This is a genomic window from Leuconostoc sp. C5, assembly GCF_056530425.1.
The window spans coordinates 1328835-1348592 of the sequence record NZ_CP134351.1 but is presented as its reverse complement, the minus strand read 5'-3'; the positions used below and the strand labels follow the sequence as shown (position 1 = coordinate 1348592).

General features: G+C 36.4%; 14 protein-coding genes. All 14 read left to right on the top strand.

From position 1 onward, the window contains the following. Window positions 1-18: 18 nt before the first annotated feature. The 14 genes from RHP56_RS06800 to glf all read left to right on the top strand — a co-directional run bounded on the left by RHP56_RS06800 (window position 19) and on the right by glf (window position 19740). Window positions 19-1068: a WxLIP family cell surface protein gene (locus RHP56_RS06800; RefSeq protein ID WP_102753648.1), complete on the top strand. Its 1050-nt coding sequence runs from the start codon at window positions 19-21 to the stop codon at window positions 1066-1068. 122 nt (window positions 1069-1190) lie between these two features. After that, entirely contained in the window at window positions 1191-2198 is a 1008-nt protein-coding gene (locus tag RHP56_RS06795; protein WP_102753647.1) for a hypothetical protein, read from the top strand. 104 nt (window positions 2199-2302) lie between these two features. After that, window positions 2303-2812 carry a hypothetical protein gene (locus tag RHP56_RS06790; protein ID WP_011680104.1) on the top strand — a complete coding sequence of 170 codons (510 nt, stop codon included), beginning with the start codon at window positions 2303-2305 and terminating at the stop codon, window positions 2810-2812. Window positions 2813-2857: 45 nt separating this feature from the next. After that, the gene (locus tag RHP56_RS06785) at window positions 2858-4171 is read left to right on the top strand and encodes a GH25 family lysozyme (protein ID WP_102753645.1); all 1314 of its coding nucleotides are present in this window, start codon (window positions 2858-2860) and stop codon (window positions 4169-4171) included. A gap of 60 nt (window positions 4172-4231) precedes the next feature. Then, on the top strand, window positions 4232-5263 hold the full coding sequence (locus RHP56_RS06780) for an acyltransferase (protein ID WP_102753644.1): 1032 nt from the start codon (window positions 4232-4234) through the stop codon (window positions 5261-5263). Window positions 5264-5401: 138 nt separating this feature from the next. Continuing rightward, the gene (locus RHP56_RS06775; protein WP_258983959.1) at window positions 5402-8473 is read left to right on the top strand and encodes a glycoside hydrolase family 68 protein; all 3072 of its coding nucleotides are present in this window, start codon (window positions 5402-5404) and stop codon (window positions 8471-8473) included. Between the two features lie 396 nt (window positions 8474-8869). Then, window positions 8870-11899, top strand: a complete 3030-nt coding sequence (locus tag RHP56_RS06770) for a glycoside hydrolase family 68 protein (protein ID WP_129870212.1) — start codon at window positions 8870-8872, stop codon at window positions 11897-11899. 108 nt (window positions 11900-12007) lie between these two features. Further along, window positions 12008-13519 (top strand): glycoside hydrolase family 32 protein, encoded by a 1512-nt coding sequence (locus tag RHP56_RS06765; RefSeq protein WP_129870211.1) that lies wholly within the window; start codon window positions 12008-12010, stop codon window positions 13517-13519. Window positions 13520-13615: 96 nt separating this feature from the next. Continuing rightward, window positions 13616-15061 carry a flippase gene (locus RHP56_RS06760; protein WP_011680097.1) on the top strand — a complete coding sequence of 482 codons (1446 nt, stop codon included), beginning with the start codon at window positions 13616-13618 and terminating at the stop codon, window positions 15059-15061. 65 nt (window positions 15062-15126) lie between these two features. Continuing rightward, entirely contained in the window at window positions 15127-15753 is a 627-nt protein-coding gene (locus tag RHP56_RS06755; RefSeq protein ID WP_129870210.1) for a sugar transferase, read from the top strand. 17 nt (window positions 15754-15770) lie between these two features. Next, on the top strand, window positions 15771-16397 hold the full coding sequence (locus tag RHP56_RS06750; protein WP_102753719.1) for a YveK family protein: 627 nt from the start codon (window positions 15771-15773) through the stop codon (window positions 16395-16397). 9 nt (window positions 16398-16406) lie between these two features. Next, window positions 16407-17783 (top strand): O-antigen ligase family protein, encoded by a 1377-nt coding sequence (locus RHP56_RS06745; protein ID WP_102753720.1) that lies wholly within the window; start codon window positions 16407-16409, stop codon window positions 17781-17783. Next, window positions 17780-18550 (top strand): DUF4422 domain-containing protein, encoded by a 771-nt coding sequence (locus RHP56_RS06740; RefSeq protein ID WP_102753721.1) that lies wholly within the window; start codon window positions 17780-17782, stop codon window positions 18548-18550. Before RHP56_RS06745 ends, RHP56_RS06740 begins: the two co-directional genes overlap by 4 nt. Beyond that, on the top strand, window positions 18550-19740 hold the full coding sequence (gene glf / locus RHP56_RS06735) for a UDP-galactopyranose mutase (protein WP_025268249.1): 1191 nt from the start codon (window positions 18550-18552) through the stop codon (window positions 19738-19740). The genes RHP56_RS06740 and glf overlap by 1 nt, the downstream gene beginning before the upstream one ends. The last annotated feature ends 18 nt before the right edge of the window (window positions 19741-19758 follow it).

Here is a 19758-nt window from a genome sequence, read left to right as displayed (position 1 = left end):
TGCAAAGAGGACATTAACATGATGATTAAAAAAATTCAAGTATTGTTACTGATGGTATTCATGATTATGTTTTCTTTTTTTGTATTTAATAACACAGCAATTGCTGCTGAAATGAATTTTTCAGTAAACACCGTTATTCCTGACAATCAAATTGATAAGTCAAAGACATATTTCAATCTGAAAATGAATTCGGATCAACAGCAAGACGTTACGGTTTCGTTGAAAAATGATACAAAAAAAGATATCACTGTTGAAGTTGGCGTTAATACTGCTAAAACAAATTCCAATGGGGTTGTCGAATATGGTAAATCCAGTATAAAAAAAGACGACTCTTTGAAATATAACATTTCAGATATTGTCAAGGGACCTTCGAGTATTGTAATCCCCGCCAGTTCGTCTAAAAACGTTGTTTTCCATATTACTATGCCTAAAGAATCATTTGATGGTATATTACTTGGTGGTTTGACATTTCAACAAAAATCAAGCGAAGTAAATCAAAATAAAGCAAAAAACGGCACAACGGTCCAAAATGAATACTCATATGCGGTGGCTATCTTATTAAAGGAAACCGATAAAGCAATTAATCCTAATCTTAATTTACTTCAAGTTAAGCCTGGACAAATTAATTATCGCAATGTGGTTAACGCCGAACTTCAAAATGATCAATCGGTCTTGATGTCTAAAGTATCAGTTGATGCTAAAATTTATTCTAAAAATAGTAAGAAACCAGTATATACATCGATTAAAAGTGATATGCAAATTGCGCCAAATAGTCATTTGACTTATCCTATTTCATTAAATGGTACGTCAATGAAGGCTGGTGACTATACGCTGAAAATGAAAGTTACAGCTACAGCTAATAAGCAAGTCAAAAAATGGACATTCACTAAAGATTTCACGATTAAATTAAAACAAGCACGAGATTTAAACAAATCAGATGTTGATGTAAAAGCAAATACTAATAATAGTAATTGGCTGTACATTTTGATAGGTGCTGTATTGTTAATCATAATCATTATTTTGATTGTCGTGATTATTTTACAGCGCAAGAAAAATTCTAATCAGTAACCAAAAAGTAGAAACGTCATTCGTTTCTGCTTTTTTTCAACTTTTAATTAGAATATTTTATTGGTACTATAATAAAAAAGGCACGATACAATTCGGCGACATTTAAGGAAATAGTGAGTGCAATGTTGAAACCAGCTAATTTAAGAAAAATTGCTTCAAATATAGAGTCTGAAAGCATCAAACATTATCTAAATGATTTAGGTGTGCTATCTATTCGTGAAAGAGAACTACAAGGGATTGAGCGATTAGTGCGTCATTTTATTGATGAGCAGGTACCCTTAAATTTTTTTTATATTGGTTACAGTATGCCAAAAATTAGTAAGGAGTTCGATTTATTAGCCTTTGATCAAAGGCATCGTGTAGTTAATATTGAGCTCAAAAGCCAAGCTGATTATGATGAAGAGAAGGTCAGAAAACAGTTAATCAACAATAAATACTATTTGTCACAAGTTGCTAAAGAAATTAAACTATTTACTTATAACTCAGATTCAGACATTATCTACACATTAACTGAACAAGATGAACTAGAGGCAACAGATATATCATCAACGCATTTATTTTTAGCATCAGAATTTTATCGGATACTGGCAACTTTCGATAGTATAGATATGGGCAATTTAGATAGCTTGTTTAAGGTCAATTTATATTTAGTTTCGCCGTTTCGAGAAACACATGCTTTTTTAGAGGAGGACTATCTTCTGAGTCAACAGCAACAAGTACTTCAGAACAATATTTTAACAATCAGTGAGTCAGGTTTCTATGCTGTTAATGTACCATCTGGGAATGGAAAAGCACTGATGCTGTACGATACTGTTAAAAAATTGAGCAAAAATAATACTGTCTTAATTGTGCACGTTGGTAAATTAAATGCTGCTCAATCTAGCTTGAGACGAAATTATGACTGGAAAATCATTCCAATTCGCCAGTTCATGAAGAAGATAAAGTCGAAGAAGTTACAAAACTTTGATTACATTTTTATTGATGAAGCGCAGAATCTATCTATTAAAAATATTAATTCTTTGGTTAACTATTTCGAAATGCGACCCACCAGGTTATTTTTAATTGGTGTTACAAGTTTAAATACCAAAAAAAATATTGATAATGACTACAGCTTTTTGACAATTGGGTAACAGCTGCCGTCAACCTATTGTAAATTAGCAGGCATTATGTCAAAATGAGTACTTAAGGTTAGAACATTGCTAATTGTTTTTTTACTTATGGGAGAGAAGTGTTAATGAAAAAAATATTTGGTATCATTGCCGCTGTCATTGTTGTTATTGTGGGGATAATAGCCTTAGGGCATCAAAATAATGATTCTTCGAAAACATCAAAATCGTCAACAACAGTTAAAGTATCGAAAAGTTCATCGAAGACTTCGAAAAGCAGTTCAGTTGAAAAATCATCTTCATCAAGTTCTTCATCTGTTAGTTCTTCCTCTGAGCAAACGACATCATCTAGTTCATCAGAAAACTCGTCAAGTTCAGAGTCGTCATCTTCAGATAGTTCATCATCCTCTAGTTCTGTAAGTTCTAATACAACGGATAGCCCAACCTATGATCCAAACAAAACCGTTCAAGGCGTTGAAGTGACATCAGAAATGATTGCTGAAACACGTAAGCAACTTATTGCGGCGGGATTACCAGCGGATCAATGGGCACCAAGCGATATCAAGAAAATTATCACTGAAGCTTCTCAACAAAACATGTCAGTTGTTGATTACGCAAAGGCTAATTTTCATAATTAAAAAAATTGCTGACATCGGTCAGTGTACATATGTGGGAGTGTGTAAATGAATAAAATAACTTTTTGGTCGAGCATCGCAGCGGTGAGCATTGCTGCTTCATTAGTAGCTGTTGGTCAGGCTCATGCAGCTGATGGTGTACCTGCTATCACAGCAGGTACTTCTGGCTTACCTAGAATGGATGTTGTGGATGTTTCCTCTAACAATGGAACTATTTCTGTGGCTGATTATAAGAAGATGCAAAATTATGGTGTTAAAGCCGTAATTGTGAAACTTTCAGAAGCCGATTCATATAAAAATCCATATGCTAAATCGCAGATTACTAATGCTAAAGAAGCTGGCCTACAAGTTGGCGCATATCACTATTCATGGTACGCTTCAAAAGCTGACGCGCAAGCTGAAGCAAAGTATTTTACTAATTACGCAGCCTCATTAGAACTACCAAAAGATACGTTGATGGTTGATGATTTGGAAGAATCATACACAAAAAATAGCAGTGTAACTGCCAATGCAACAGCCTTTAACGCGCAAGTTAAAGCTGCTGGATATACAAATACTTCTACTTATACATATGTTTCTTATGTTAATGAAACGAACTTGAATTTTTCATATATAGGTAATAATCGGGTATGGATGGCACAATATCCATACCAGCCAAGCGCTAGTTCTTTATGGAATCAATCGTACGGTATGTGGCAATGGAACAGTAATACTAGTTTTCCTGGTGTAAAAGGAACATTTGATGTTTCGATTGATTATCAAAACTTAATTTCGATTAACGCCAATGGCTACAATAATGGCATTTTCTATCAAAATGGAAAGCCGGCCAGCGGATATATTTACTCACCATCACAATCAACTGCCAATGGTGGTTATAACTGGTTTGAAAATGGCAAACCATACACTGGTTTCCGCTATTACATGGGCACTTATTATTGGTTTATCAATGGTGTACGTCAGAATGCCGGTTGGCGTGAAGCTTGGGGCATGAAGTATTACACTGATAATACTGGTCGTGCCTTACAGGGCATTCAAATTATTGATGGGCAAGCTTATGACTTTGGTACAAATGGCACCTATAATTTGAAGGGGATGGCTAGTGGATACTTGTACTCACCATCTTACTCAACTGCCAACGGTGGCTATAACTGGTTTGAAAACGGGAAACCATACACTGGCTTCCGCTATTATATGGGTACTTACTATTGGTTTGTGAACGGCGTTCGTCAAAATGAGGGTTGGCGACATGCATGGGGTTACACATACTGGACAGATAGCACGGGTCGTGCTGTTCAGGGACATCAAAAAATTGATGGTAAAGACTATTACTTTGGTGATAATGGCACATATTACATGCGCTAATTCATGAGGGCGAAAGCCTTTTTTATTGCGAAAAATTAAAAAAATATTGAGAGTAAAAATATGAAGCGTTATTATTACATGGATATTCTGACAATACTTGCTACGATAGCAGTTGTTTTCCTTCATACCTCAGAATATGCTTTTTCAAATCAAACTGGTGATTCGCACTGGATTATAGCGGTAATACTTCAAGTTACCTTTATTTGGGCAGTGCCAATCTTTTTTATGATGTCTGGTGCCCATTTGCTAGATTATCGCGAACGATATGATACAGTAACTTTTTTCAAAAAAAGAATGACCAAGGTTTTTGTGCCATTTATTTTTTGGTCATTTGTGTGGTATATCTTAAATCCATTTATATTTCATCAACCAACTGATTATCATATTGGTCAATTTATCGATGCGGTCATGCACAATAGTATCCAGCCGATATTTTGGTTCTTTTATTTCGTCATTGGTTTCTATATCAGTGCACCACTGTTAGCTAAAATTACGAATAAAGCTGATAAAACACTAGCCTTATATTTATTAGCAGTGAATATGGTCTTTGTCAATATCTTAAGTTACTACTATGAAGTTCGTTTACAAACAGATAATTTTTTTCTACATGGCATACAAATAGGTGCTGCTGGTGGCGTTGGCTTTTTCGTGGTTGGTTGGTACTTAAAAAATACTGTTTTACACAAATGGCAAAAAAATATGCTATATGTGGCTGCCTTAGCATCAGTAGCCATCATGATTGCGTTGACAATTTACCTCTCCATCAAAAGAGGCAAATTTGCACGCGAAGTCTATGATATTTGGGGATTATTTGGATTTATACTCTCCATCGGCGTATTTGAATTTGCTAAAAGTCATTTGGCGACATATCAACCGAGTCCTAAAGTGCAACTTGCTTTGCAAAAAGTAGCCAGTACATCGCTTGGTGTGTATGTGATTCATGAATTCTTCATTTATTTTGCTGAGAGAAAGTTACATATTGCCGACAGTTCGCTAAAACACATGTTCATTTTGCCGATCATTGTATGGTTAGCATCAACTGCTCTCGTACTAATTATTCATAAAATTCCATTGCTAAATAAAATTGTATAGATTAAATAAAAAAAGACGTATACGGCGTCTTTTTTTATTTATGATATACGCTTAACAAGCGAATGTAATACTATTGAAATGATAAGCGTTTATACTTAACAAAGATATATTATAAGTAGTATAAAGTGGAGAGTTCATATGAGAAAAAAGTTATATAAGGCTGGGAAATTATGGGTAGCCGGAGCTGCGGTTGCAGCTGCAGTCGTGGTAGCACCCAACATTGTTAGTGCGGATACTACGAACAGTACAACTACTGCAGATGCGACTACAACATCTAGCGCAACCGAATCGAGTATTTCCTCTACGGAATCAGATGACAACAAGGTAGATACTAGTAACACTGATGCGGTCACTGTTACAACTAATAGTGATGATAGCAATTCTAACTCAGCGGAGGTATCAAACAGCGATGCTAAGGTTACTAGTAACAATACTGCTCAGAAGGATGAGGCAATAAAAGCTGAAACTACAAATAATCAAGATACAACATCAACTACCGCAGTAGCTGAAACAAAAACAGCAGTTAATACGTCTGAATCAGAAAGTGGCAGTAATAACGAACAGTGGGCTGAAACTGCTACAGATAATGCAAAAGTAAATGATGAGTCTAGTCAGAAGCAATCAACTCCATTTGTAGAAAAACTAGATGATAGTGTTTCAAAAGATTTGAATTCAAAAACAACCGTCGTCACTAAAAATGCTGATGGTACGTCAACAACTAACATGACTTATGCTAATTTAAAGGATGTTGCTGACAATATTGCTAGTTTAAATCCAGACACATCTGTTCCTTATTTTAATGCTGATGCGATTAAAAATTTGCCAGCAATGACAACGGCAGATGCACAGACTGGTCAAATTCAAGACTTGGATGTTTGGGATTCTTGGGCGTTACAAGATGCAAAAACTGGTGCTGTTGCAAATTATCATGGCTATAATATCGTGTTTGCCCTGGCTGGTTATCCTAAAGAAGATAACGATCAACATATTTATATGCTCTACACTAAGTATGGTGATACAGCATTAAATAATTGGAAAAATGCTGGCCCTGTTTTTGGTTTCGATGCGAAATGGAATGAGCAACAATGGTCTGGATCTGCAACGGTCAATGATGATGACAGTATTCAATTGTTCTACACAAAAACAGATCAACCGATGACTGTTCAAAGACTAGCAACAGCAAACTTATCAATGTCTTATGATGATTTAGAATTGAATGTTGCCAAAGTCAATAATGATTACGTTATTTTCGAAGGGGATGGAGAAAATTATCAAACTTTCGAGCAGTGGGATAAAGGCGGTAATTATGCGACAGGCGATAATTTCACACTGCGTGATCCTCATGTTATCGAAGTAAACGGAGAACGCTACTTAGCTTTCGAAGCTAATACCGGTACAAACAATTATCAAAGTGATGATGCCGTAAATGACGATACATATTATGGCGGAACAGAAGAATTTAATCAACAAGCCAAAGTTGATACACTACAGAATCCAGATAAACTGAAACTATCAAAAAAGGCTAATGGTGCAATCGGCCTGATTAAATTGACTAAAGATCAAAATAATCCTACAGTTGCTCAAGTTTACTCACCACTTCTAGCAGCCAATGGTATTACCGATGAAATCGAACGTGCTAATATTGTGCCATTGAACGGGAAATTTTATCTTTTTACAGATACACGTTTGAGTAAGAGTGTTGTGCCAACAGCTGATTTTAATATTAATGTTGGTATGATGGGTTATGTTTCAGATAGCTTATTTGGACCTTATACACCGTTGAATGGTAGCGGTAGTGTGGTTACTGGGACGCAATTATTTACTTCAAGAACTGATACGTATTCATATTATGCAGTACCCGTTGAGGGACGTAGTGATTTATTATTGGTCACTTCATATATGAGTAATCGTAATGAAAAAGCTGGGACAGGAATGAATGCCACGTTTGCACCATCATTTTTGATTCAAATAAGTGCTGATGGTATGAGCACGAAAGTATTGGATACTGTTTTAGCTCAAGGTACATGGATTTATGATGGCAAAAGTGCTAGCGTTGAGGAACTTGTAGGAAATAAAGCAACATCAGAATTAACTGATATGAAAATTGGTTGGGTTGACAATAAGTTTTATGTTGATAATGAATTAGCCAATGGCTATGTCTACGACTATATCAATACTAGTTATTATTTGTTTAAAAATGGTGTTCGCTTAAGTGGTGTGCAAACCTATGCAAATTCATATTATTATTTCGATCCAGTAACATATAAAAGAGTTGATAATGAGATTCATCAAGATAATACTGGGAAGAAATATTACTTCGGTAATGACGGCCGTGTGAAGCAAGGCCAATTTGCTGTGAATGGTGTTGCTTATAACTTTGGTAACGATAAAACCTATTATGAGCGAGGTTTTGCATCAGGTTACTTACAAGATGTAACGGATAACAATCAGTGGTACTGGTTTGAAAGTGGTAAAAAGTACACTGGGTTCCGTTATTATATGGGCACATATTATTTCTTTGAAACAGGACAACGTCAAGAGAGTAAGTGGGAAACAGCTTGGGGTATGAAGTACTACGTTGGTACTGATGGTCGTGCAGTACAAGGCGTTCAAATTATTGATGGACAAGCATATGACTTTGGTACGAATGGAACTTTCAACTTGAAGGGGACAGCGAGTGGCTACTTGTACTCACCATCATTGTCAACAGCGAATGGTGGTTATAACTGGTTTGAGAATGGTAAGCCATATACAGGCTTCCGCTACTACCAAGGGACTTATTACTGGTTTGTGAACGGTGTTCGTCAAAATGCTGGTTGGCGTGAAGCATGGGGCATGAAGTATTATACGGATGCTAGTGGTCGTGCATTGCAAGGTATCCAAATTATTGATGGACAAGCCTATGACTTTGGTACAAATGGTACGTATAATTTGAAGAGCGCAGCGAGTGGCTATTTGTACTCACCAAGCTATTCAAAGGCCAATGGTGGTTATAACTGGTTTGAGAATGGTAAGCCATATACAGGCTTCCGTTATTACATGGGCACATATTACTGGTTCGTGAACGGTGTTCGTCAAAATGCAGGATGGCGTGAAACATGGGGCAAGAAGTATTATACAGATGCCAATGGTCGAGCATTACAAGGTATTCAAAAGATAGATGGTCAGCAATATAATTTTGGAAATGATGGCACATATTACTTACGTTAAAGAAGAGGCGAAAGCCTTTTTTATTTTGTTTTGAGGCATGATCATTCTAATTTAGAAAGTACTGTAATCTATGGCTACACTCTGCACCTTTACTTAACTATAGTAGATTTATTTTAGTAATTCATATAGTTCAATAAAACACATGAATGATTTCATATATTAATATTTTAAAAAATTTATATACAATTAAAACATAAATGTTGATAATAGAATCGATATTGATATTTAAAGACTTATATTAATATTATTATTTTAATGTTTATTTAATTCATTTTTGTTCAACAATGAACTATGTTATACGTTTAACAACTTTTTGTAATATTTTTGAAATGATGAACGTTTATACTTAACGTAGTTGCACGAGATGCAATAATTCTAAATTGGGAGTTCTTATCGATGAGAAAGAAGTTATACAAGGCGGGGAAGATATGGGTAGCTGGAGCAGCAACAGTAGCAGCTATTTCTATGGGAGTGAGTTCTGTTAGTGCAGACACGGTTGGTAATACTACAACAACTGACACAGAAACACTGAGCAAAACAACTGATGTGAATACTGACACAACAGCTCCATCAGATGTTAATAAAGAAACGACAGTCAATTCAACGACTCCTGATGCAACGACAACTGAAGCCAATCAAGAAAAGGCTACAGACAGTACTACTAAGACAGTAGATGCTAACAAAGAAACAACTGATGATAAAGAAACTACGTCAGTTGATGATACTAAGAGTGCAACAACTGACGACAAAGCGAATGTGGCAGCAGTATCAGCAGATGATAGTTCGAAAAAAGTAGCGGACAAAAATGCAGCAACTGACGCTACAACTGATGATAAAAAAGCGACCACGTCAGTTGTGACACTAGACGACAGTGTGTCAAAAGATTTAAACTCTAAAACAACATTAGTTACTAAAAATGATGATGGTACCTCAACTACCAACATGACATATGCTAACTTAAAAGATGTTGCGGATAACATTGCTAATTTGAATTCAGATACGTCTGTACCATATTTCAATGCTGATGCAATTAAGAATTTGCCAGCAATGGCAACGGCAGATGCGCAAAGTGGTGAAGTACAAGATTTGGATGTATGGGATTCTTGGGCACTACAAGACGCAAAAACTGGTGTCACTGCAAATTATCATGGTTACAACATTGTTTTTGCTTTAGCAGGTTCTCCAAAAGAGGATAACGATCAACATATTTACATGCTTTACACTAAGAATGGTGATACAGCAATCAATAATTGGAAGAATGCTGGGCCAGTCTTTGGCTTCAATGCACTGTGGGATAAGCAGCAGTGGTCTGGATCTGCAACGGTCAATGATGATGACAGTATTCAATTATTCTATACAAAAACTGACCAACCACGCACAGTACAACGTTTGTCAACTGCTAACTTGTCAATGGCATATACGGATACTGAAGTTCGTGTAGCAAAAGTTAGTAATGATCATGAACTCTTCACAGGGGATGAGGAGCATTACCAAACTCTGCAACAATGGATCGATGCAGGATACTATGATACGGGAGATAACTTTACCTTACGTGATCCGCACGTGATTGAGGTTGATGGAGAACGTTATCTAACTTTTGAATCCAACACAGGTACTGAGAATTATCAAAGTGATGATGCTGTCGATAACATGGATTACTATGGTGGAACTGATGAATTCAACCAAACAGCAAGAGAAACAACATTGGCAAATGCGGATAAGTTGAAATTCTCAAAGAAGGCCAATGGCGCTATTGGATTGGTGAAGCTTACAGGACAGCAAAATAATCCAACTATTGGACAAATTTATTCACCACTTCTGGCAGCCAACGGTATTACTGATGAAATCGAACGTGCTAACATTGTGCCTTTGAATGGAAAGTACTATCTCTTTACAGATACACGTTTGAGTAAGAGTGTTGTGCCAACAGTTGATCCGGACATTAACGTTGGTATGATGGGCTATGTTTCTGATAGTTTGATGGGTCCTTATACACCATTGAATGGTAGTGGCAGTGTGATAACAGGAACACAATTAGCTGAATCTAGAACAGATACTTATTCATATTATGCAGTTCCTGTTGCAAAACATAATGATTTGTTGTTAATTACATCATACATGAGTAACCGTGCTGAAAAAGCTGGCGTTGGACTTAATTCTACGGTAGCACCATCATTCTTAGTTCAAGTAGGTGCCGATGGTAAAACAACAAAAGTACTAGATACTGTTTTAGCACAAGGAACATGGACTTATAATGGTAAAGGCAGTGTTGCCGAACTAGTTGGCACAAAAGAGACATCAAACATAACTGGTAAAAAGATTGGTTGGATTGATAATAAGTTTTATGTCAATGATCAAGTAGCTAATGGTTACCAATATGATTATACGAATGACGCGAATTATTTGTTTAAAGATGGTGTTCGCCAAAGTGGTGTTCAAGCTTATGACAATACCTATTACTACTTTGACCCAGTAACGTACAAGCGAGTAGAAAATGACATCCGCAAAGCAACTTGGGGATTAGAATATTACTTTGGTAACGACGGTCGTGTGAAGCAAGGCCAATTTGCAGTTAATGGTGTTGCTTATGACTTTGGTAATGACAAAACATACGCTAAGCGTGGTTTTGCATCAGGTTACTTACAAGATGTGACGGATAACAATCAGTGGTACTGGTTTGAAAATGGTTCAAAGTATACTGGCTTCCGTTACTATCAAAATACTTATTACTTCTTCGAGTCAGGACAACGTCAAGAGAGTAAGTGGGAAACAGCCTGGGGGATGAAGTACTACGTTGGTACTGATGGTCGTGCAGTACAAGGCGTTCAAATTATTGATGGACAAGCTTATGACTTTGGTACGAATGGAACCTTCAACTTGAAGGGGACAGCGAGTGGCTACTTGTACTCACCGTCATTGTCAACAGCGAATGGTGGTTATAACTGGTTTGAGAATGGTAAGCCATATACAGGCTTCCGCTACTACCAAGGGACTTATTACTGGTTTGTGAACGGTGTTCGTCAAAATGCTGGTTGGCGTGAAGCATGGGGCATGAAGTATTATACGGATGCTAGTGGTCGTGCATTGCAAGGTATCCAAATTATTGATGGACAAGCCTATGACTTTGGTACAAATGGTACGTATAATTTGAAGAGCGCAGCGAGTGGCTATTTGTACTCACCAAGCTATTCAAAGGCCAATGGTGGTTATAACTGGTTTGAGAATGGTAAGCCATATACAGGCTTCCGTTATTACATGGGCACATATTACTGGTTCGTGAACGGTGTTCGTCAAAATGCAGGATGGCGTGAAGCATGGGGCAAGAAGTATTATACAGATGCCAATGGTCGAGCATTACAAGGTATTCAAAAGATAGATGGTCAGCAATATAATTTTGGAAATGATGGCACTTATTACTTACGTTAAGAAATAATAACATCTATAGAAAATAATAAAATAAATAGCAATCCTGATTTTAAAGCAGGATTGCTATTTTTCATAATTTTACTATATTATTAACAGAGAGGAAACATCATGCAACGACATAGAGTGAGAAAAGTATTATCAATCATAATGGCGGGAATAGTATTGTTTTCGATTGGTTGGTTAATATGTTTGAAAAACAACAGCAAAAATATGACACAACAACAATTACCTCAAAAATGGCATTTAAACGGCTTATCTAAAAATGGGTTATCAAATGATACGCAAACTATTTTAAAAAATGGTCAAAAATATGAACTGTTCTATTTGGTGGACACTGGTAAGGGATTGGAAGCTAATCAACAAAGAACTCGTTGGGCTCGTTCGGTATCTTCGGATTTAACAACATTTAAAGTAGCTGATAACACCGATATCAAACCAGTTTCCCAACAAGAATCAGTTGCCACAGGTTCTATTGTTAAAGACACAGATAATTTATCTGGACACGGTAAAAACTCATTACTGGCTTATGCTACGAAATACATTAATGGTAATCAATGGACCTATATGTGGTATTCGACTAATCAAGGTGAAAATTGGCATGTTGCTCATAATGGCAAGCCAGTAGCAAAACCATATAAAGAAGGAAAAGATTTTCGAGACCCTCATGTGATATATGATTCTGATGCCAAGCAATTTGTCATGACTGTAGCTGAGGCGGATGATAACAATCATATGAAAATTGGATTTTATATTTCCAAAAACGGCACAACCTGGCAATACACAGATAGCTTTTATTCACCACGGGATTTGGGTACTTTAGAAGTTCCTGAAATACATCAAATTTATCAAAAAAATAATAATCAAAAGCAATGGATTTTGTTTTTTGGTGCTAATGGTTTTGCTGATGATTTTCAAAAAAGTACCGGCTCATACTACGTTGTTGGTCAATTGAAAAACGGCCAGTTTGAAGCTGAAACTGATCCAGAACGTGTTGATTTTGGTACTGATTATTATGCTGCACACAATTATCAAGAAAATAATGAACAATTGCTTGGCTTTGGATGGATGGGTAACTGGGATTATATTAATCGCGTTAGTGATGATATAAAGTATAAAGGCAATTATTCGGCGTTTAGAAAAATGTTTTTAAGTTCAGATAATAAATTAAAAACATCAAAAATTATTACTAATGGTCTATTTGACACAAAAAAGAAAACAGCTCTGGTGAGGGCGCACAGTAAAAGTCACATCAAAACCAATAAAGCTGCTTACAAAATTAGTGCCGTTGTGAACGGTAACCAAAAATTGACTATTAGAGCTGGCAATGGAGATAGCAACGTTTCCTTTCATTTTAATAATTTTGACAAAAAAATGACGGTACATCGCCAAAGCAATTATGTTACAAATGATTCTTATAATAAGGACTATAACATCAATTTGTGGGGAGATTGGTCAGAAAAGGTTAATTTTTACGTTGATCAATACAGTATTGAAGTATTCTGGCCAAAGACTGGACAAGTAGCTACGTTTGCTAAGTACAGTAATGATAGTGGTGATAACATTGTATTCGATAATTTAGATAATAAAAGTTCAAGCCTAGTCGTTCAGGAAATGAAGTAAACATAAATCTCATAATTTGATATAATTCTATGAAGGGGCTATTATTAGGCTAACCGTTTATTGGTCATATGACTAAATTAAGGACAACTTAACAACATGCAAGTTGCAAAAAACTATTTATACACTGCGGCATATCAGCTGCTTAACATTATTGCACCATTAATAACAATGCCATATTTAGCGCGAGTTCTTGGTCGAAATGGTGTCGGTGTTGCAAGCTGGACTAATTCGTTTGTAACCTACTTCTTATTGATTGCAAGTCTTGGAATTGTTACATATGGTAGTCGCGAAATTGCCTATGTAAAAGACAATAAGCAAGCAAGACAGCAAAAATTTTGGGAAATCCAAATTATTCACACGATTGCTGGAATCTTTTCCTTAGCGCTATACTTTTTATTTTTGAAGTATGGTGTGCAATTGAATAGTAATATTGAAGATAATCAAATTTATCTAATCCTTCAAACTTGGGTCATTATTTCCGGTATTCTTGACATTTCTTGGTACTTTATGGGCATGGAGGATTTCAAGAAAACTGTCCTACGAAATGCCCTCGTTAAAATTGCAATGACAGTGTTGATATTTGTTTTAGTGAAAACACCAAACGATATCGGCAATTATATTTTGTTACTCGGGCTGTCACAAGTTTTCGGTAACTTGTCAATGTGGTTTTATTTATTCAAAAAGATATCATTACCAAACTGGCATCAACTTGATTTAAAAGAACATGTGAAACCAATATTTATGATGTTTTTACCAACCATTGCGACTCAAGTCTATTTACAGTTGAATAAAACAATGTTGCCGTTCTTTACTAATTCAACAGATTCGGCTGGATTCTATGATAATGCTGATCGAATTATAAAAGTCTCGCTGGCACTGGTTACATCTGTTGGAACTGTAATGCTACCTCGGATGTCTGCCCAGTTTGCCAAAGGGCAATTTGACAAAATGAAGCAGAATATTACACAATCGATGGATTTTGTCTCCGCACTATCAGTTCCAATGGCCTTTGGAATGGCTGCTATTGCCCCTACAGCCATGATTTGGTTTCTGGGTGAGCAGTTTAAAGTAGTTGGTCAAGTCATTGTTCTTCTATCCCCAATTATTATTTTCATTGGCTGGAGTACGGTTATTGGCACGCAGTATTTGGTGCCAACCAAACGTCTGAATGAATTTACACTATCTGTCACTATTGGTGCATTAGCCAATGTGCTACTTAATTTCTGGTTAATTTATGTGGCAGGAGTGAATGGTGCTGCGGTGGCTACAACGATATCAGAGTTCTTGGTGATTGGTTATCAGCTATACGTTACGCGTAAAGACATGAATATCTGGCATCATTTTTCTGAAATGTGGCGTTATATCATTGCGGGATTAGGGATGTATGTTTCGGTTACGATGATTAGTCAATATCTAGAAATCAACATCAAAAGTACATCAATAGAGCTGGTATTAGGTGTCTTTATGTATGTCCTAATTCTCATTATTTTACGAGCACCAATTCTTAAAAAAATACCCTTACTAAATAAAATAGCAAAATGACGCTTTTTTTCTGGTATAATGGTAAAGTTATATCATGCACATATGTGCACGAATGAGGTGGAAAATTGAAACGCAAACTAGGTTATTTAACCGCAAAACGGGGTTTAGATATTAGCGTATCTTTGGCGGCGATGTTTCTATTGTCACCAGTGTTTGCTATTATTGCCTTAATTATTATTAAAGATAAGAAAACAAGTAAAATTATTTATGCACAAGAGCGAGTTGGTCAATATGGAAAACGTTTTAAAATATATAAATTCCAATCCATGGTTGACAATGCTGACAAAATATTAAAACAAGATGCTGATTTATATGCTAAGTTTGTAGCTAGTGGTTATAAGCTACCTACAGCGGAGGATCCTCGAATCACTAAATTTGGAGCATTCTTGCGTAAAACATCTCTAGATGAGTTGCCACAGTTTTGGAATACTTTGAATGGAACGATGAGTATTATCGGGCCAAGACCAGTTGTAGAAGATGAGTTAGTCGAATATGGGAAAGATATTGATAAGTTTTTATCAGTAAAACCTGGTGTATTTGGTTTGTGGCAGGCCAGTGGTCGCAGTAATATTGAGTATCCAGAACGAGCACAGATGGAATTAGATTATGTTGATCGTGCTAATTTGCGATTTGATTTTTATATTTTGTTTAAAACAGTAATTGCAATATTTAAGCGCGATGGTGCATTTTAATTTTTAGGAGAGAAAAAATGAGTTTTTCGTTAATAGATTTAGTTAAACGACTGTTGAAAAATAGTTGGTGGATTCTTATTCTGGGGATTGTTGTGGGAGCATCTCTTTACACATATGCAAAACACTCTGTGCTGACGGCATATACGGCTGAACGATATGTTATTGTTGCAAAAAGCAATACGGGGGTTAAGGATCCAAATTCTCGTGTGCAAGCAGATCAAATGTTAATTAACACTTATAAAAAGGTTGCTAGCGATCCATCAGTTGTTAATCAAGCTAAAAAGCTATCCACAGTGTCTGTTACAAAAAAAGAAATTGTAAGCGCAATTACAGTTTCACAACCAGACCAAACGCTGATGATGCGTTTTAGTGCTTCCGCTGCAACTGCCAAAAAGTCGGTTGCAATCGCTAACGCATATGCTAAAGCATTTTCAATCGAAGGAAGCAAGTTATATCCTGACATGGCCAAGCCATTATTGTTATCGTCAGCGAAAAAGGCTGATGTACTCTCCGGCACAGTTTATAGCCCTAAGAAATTAGCCGTATTTGGGTTTGCCTTTGGTATTACCTTAGGCGCATTTATCATATTGCTTACTGGTATTTTTCAAAACTATAAGCGAATGATGACTAAGACAACAAAGTGAGGCACCGCTGTGGCAGCTTTTTTACTACCAATCACATTTTTCTCAAAAACATATTCATATAGTTTTGCTGAAACAACAATGATGATTGCTTTTCCAGTATTTGCACTGATAATATTGTTGCAGATATATCGCTTTCCATCTCGTATTGCAAAAATTATTCCTAGCGCGCAATCTTTTTTGCTAGCGGGATTTTTTTTGGTTATGCAATTTATCGCGATGTTTTTAAGTTATCAGCATTCTGGTGACTCAATTCAAACAACTGGTATTATTCGTTCAATGATCTTTTTGGCGGGGTGGATTGTCACTGTCTATATGTCTTGGGCATTAATCGTCCTCACGGTCACTAATCATAAAGAGGAACGATTATTTATTAAAAGTGGACTGATTAGTTTACTGATATACATGGGAGTCGTTTTGGTTCCACAGTTGTTGGTGACACTGAATAACTTTTCTATACGTCCGTACGTTAATGCCATTGCACGTCTGTTCGAACGACATTGGATGGGGCGCGATTTCTATGCAGCCGGTAGCTACGCAGTTAACAATTATCGATTGAATGGTTTTGAACCTGAAGCTGCTTTTTTAGCTAACCTATTAGGTGTCGTTTATTTGCCAATCATTTTAGGTATCGCGATAACAAAACAAAATTTTTGGCATTTTAAAAAGCACGTTGCCTTAGAAAAATGGTTTAACTGGGCCTTTATTGGTTCGATTTTAATGTTTTTGGTACTTGCCCGAACAACAACGGGACTGATCACATTAGTGGTAGCTGCCGTACTCTGGTTTTTATGGAGTAAACGTGATGATAAAATTATTTTAATTATTTTTGGTATAATGGCTATTGTTGGTATTGCATTAGGATATTTCTTCGTGCAGCCAATACATGATATTTTTTATAATTTCTTATTCAACAAACAAGGGACTTCTAATCGACTAGGTGGCACCATTGCCTTAGTGCTGACATTCCTATCACACCCACTCTTTGGTGTTGGTTATGGTTTCACAGGGTATTTCATTATGGATTACGTGCCAAAGTCTACGACCTATAATCCAGAGTTTCAGCAAGTGTACAGGCACATTGGTTATCCTGTGCTCAGTGATGGAATTGGTTGGTTTGCGACGTATGGTTTGGTTATCATGATACCAGCATTGTGGATGCTAGCTCGTTTAATCATACGTTCGTTGGTAGTACAACACGAGCTTAAAATACGTCAACCAGAAAATTGGCAATGGCATTTAGGCACTCAGATTAGCTTTATGATTATGATTATTTTAGTCGCTGTATCGTCGTTGTTTGTTATTCAAATTTTCTTATGGCCATATTTGTTGATGTTTTTCTTTTATCGGCAAATGCTAATTAATCAAGAAAAGGAGTTAGCATTGTGACTTTATACATTGCAACACATAAACCGTATATCATGCCAGAAGATAGCGACTATCAACCAATATTTGTGGGTGCGGCCCAACATGATAGTGTACCGGATGGTTATCAATCTGATGCTGTTGGACAAAATATTTCAACTAAAAATCCTAACTTTAATGAGTTAACTGCAATTTATTGGATTCGGCACAACACAGACACACCGGTCGTGGGGCTACTTCATTACCGCCGTTATTTGGGTAAAAAAAAGGGTCACAATTTATCGGCCATCCTAACTGAGTCACAAACTCAGGAATTATTGAAAAAGGCTGATATCATTTTGCCTCAAAAGCGAAATTACTATATTGAAAATCAACGTGATCATTATTTACACGCACACACGGCTGAACCTTATAATATAATGAAGGAAATTATTGCTGCGGATTATCCAGAGTATTTACCTGCTTTTGAGAATATGGAACAGTCGACATCGGCACATCTTTTTAACATGTTTATCATGCCGCGTAGGTATTTCAATGAGTACACAGATTTCATTTTTGAAGTGCTTGGCAAAGTAGAAGCAAAAGTAAATGTGGATAAGCTCGAGGGTCAAGAAAAACGGGTATATGGTTTTCTAAGTGAACGATTAATGGATACTTGGGTTAATACGAAAAAGCTCACTGTAGCAGAGTGCCCAGTAATAGAATTAGAGCGCACAAACTGGTTAGATAAAGGGTATAATTTCCTTAAAAGAAAGTTTTTCCCAAATACAAATAAAAAGGTACATTTCTAATGACAAATCAATTTAATACAAAAAATTATGACTATTTAATCGTTGGTGCAGGGCCATTTGGCATGATTTTTGCACACGAAGCTGCTAAACGCGGGAAGCGCTCACTTGTAGTTGAAAAACGTCCCTATATTGGTGGAAATACGCATACGCACACAGAACATGGTATTACTGTTCATGACTTCGGTGCCCACATATTCCACACTGATAATAAAGAGGTGTGGGACTATATTCGTAAATTTGCGGAATTTAATGGGTATCAAAACCAAGTGGTGGCCAACTATAAAGGTACGCTTTATAATTTGCCATTTAATATGAATACTTTCTATCAGATGTGGGGTACTAAAACACCTGATGAAGCACATGCAAAGATTGAAGAACAAAAGCAAATTGCACTAAAAGATCTTGGGGATCGCCAACCACGTAACTTGGAAGAACAAGCAATCTCATTGATTGGAACAGATATCTATAACAAACTCATTAAAGGTTATACGGAAAAACAATGGGGTCGGAAGGCTACTGAATTACCAGCTTTTATTATTAAACGGTTGCCAGTTAGATTTATTTATGATAACAACTATTTCAATCATCGTTACCAAGGTATTCCTGTAGGCGGTTACACTCAAATTTTTGAAAATATGGTCGCAGAATCCAATGGATTAGTTGATGTTTTGACAGATACAGATTTCTTTGATTACAAGGAAACGTTGCTATCAGAATTTCCACGTGTTTTGTACACGGGCATGATTGATCAATTCTTTGATTATAAGTTTGGTGAATTAGAATACCGTTCCCTGCGTTTTGAGCATGAGGTTATTGATTCAGACAACTATCAAGGTAATGCCGTGATTAATTACACAGATTCCGAAACACCATACACACGTGTAATGGAGTGGAAACATTTGGACGGCCTCGCTGATGAAGGTAAAACAATCATCACAAAGGAATATCCACAGGAATGGGATCGATCAAAAGAAGCCTATTATCCTGTCAATAATGACAAGAATACACAGATATACAAAGCATACGCTACAGAAGCTCGTAAGAGCCATCCAGAAATTATTTTTGGCGGTCGCTTAGGAAAGTATCGTTACTTTGATATGGATCAAGTCTTCAATGACGCATTCAATACTGTACGTCAAGAGTTTGACATTGATCAAGAGTTTAATTTTGCTCACGATCAAGTAAAATAACTCAAGCCCATTAGGGCG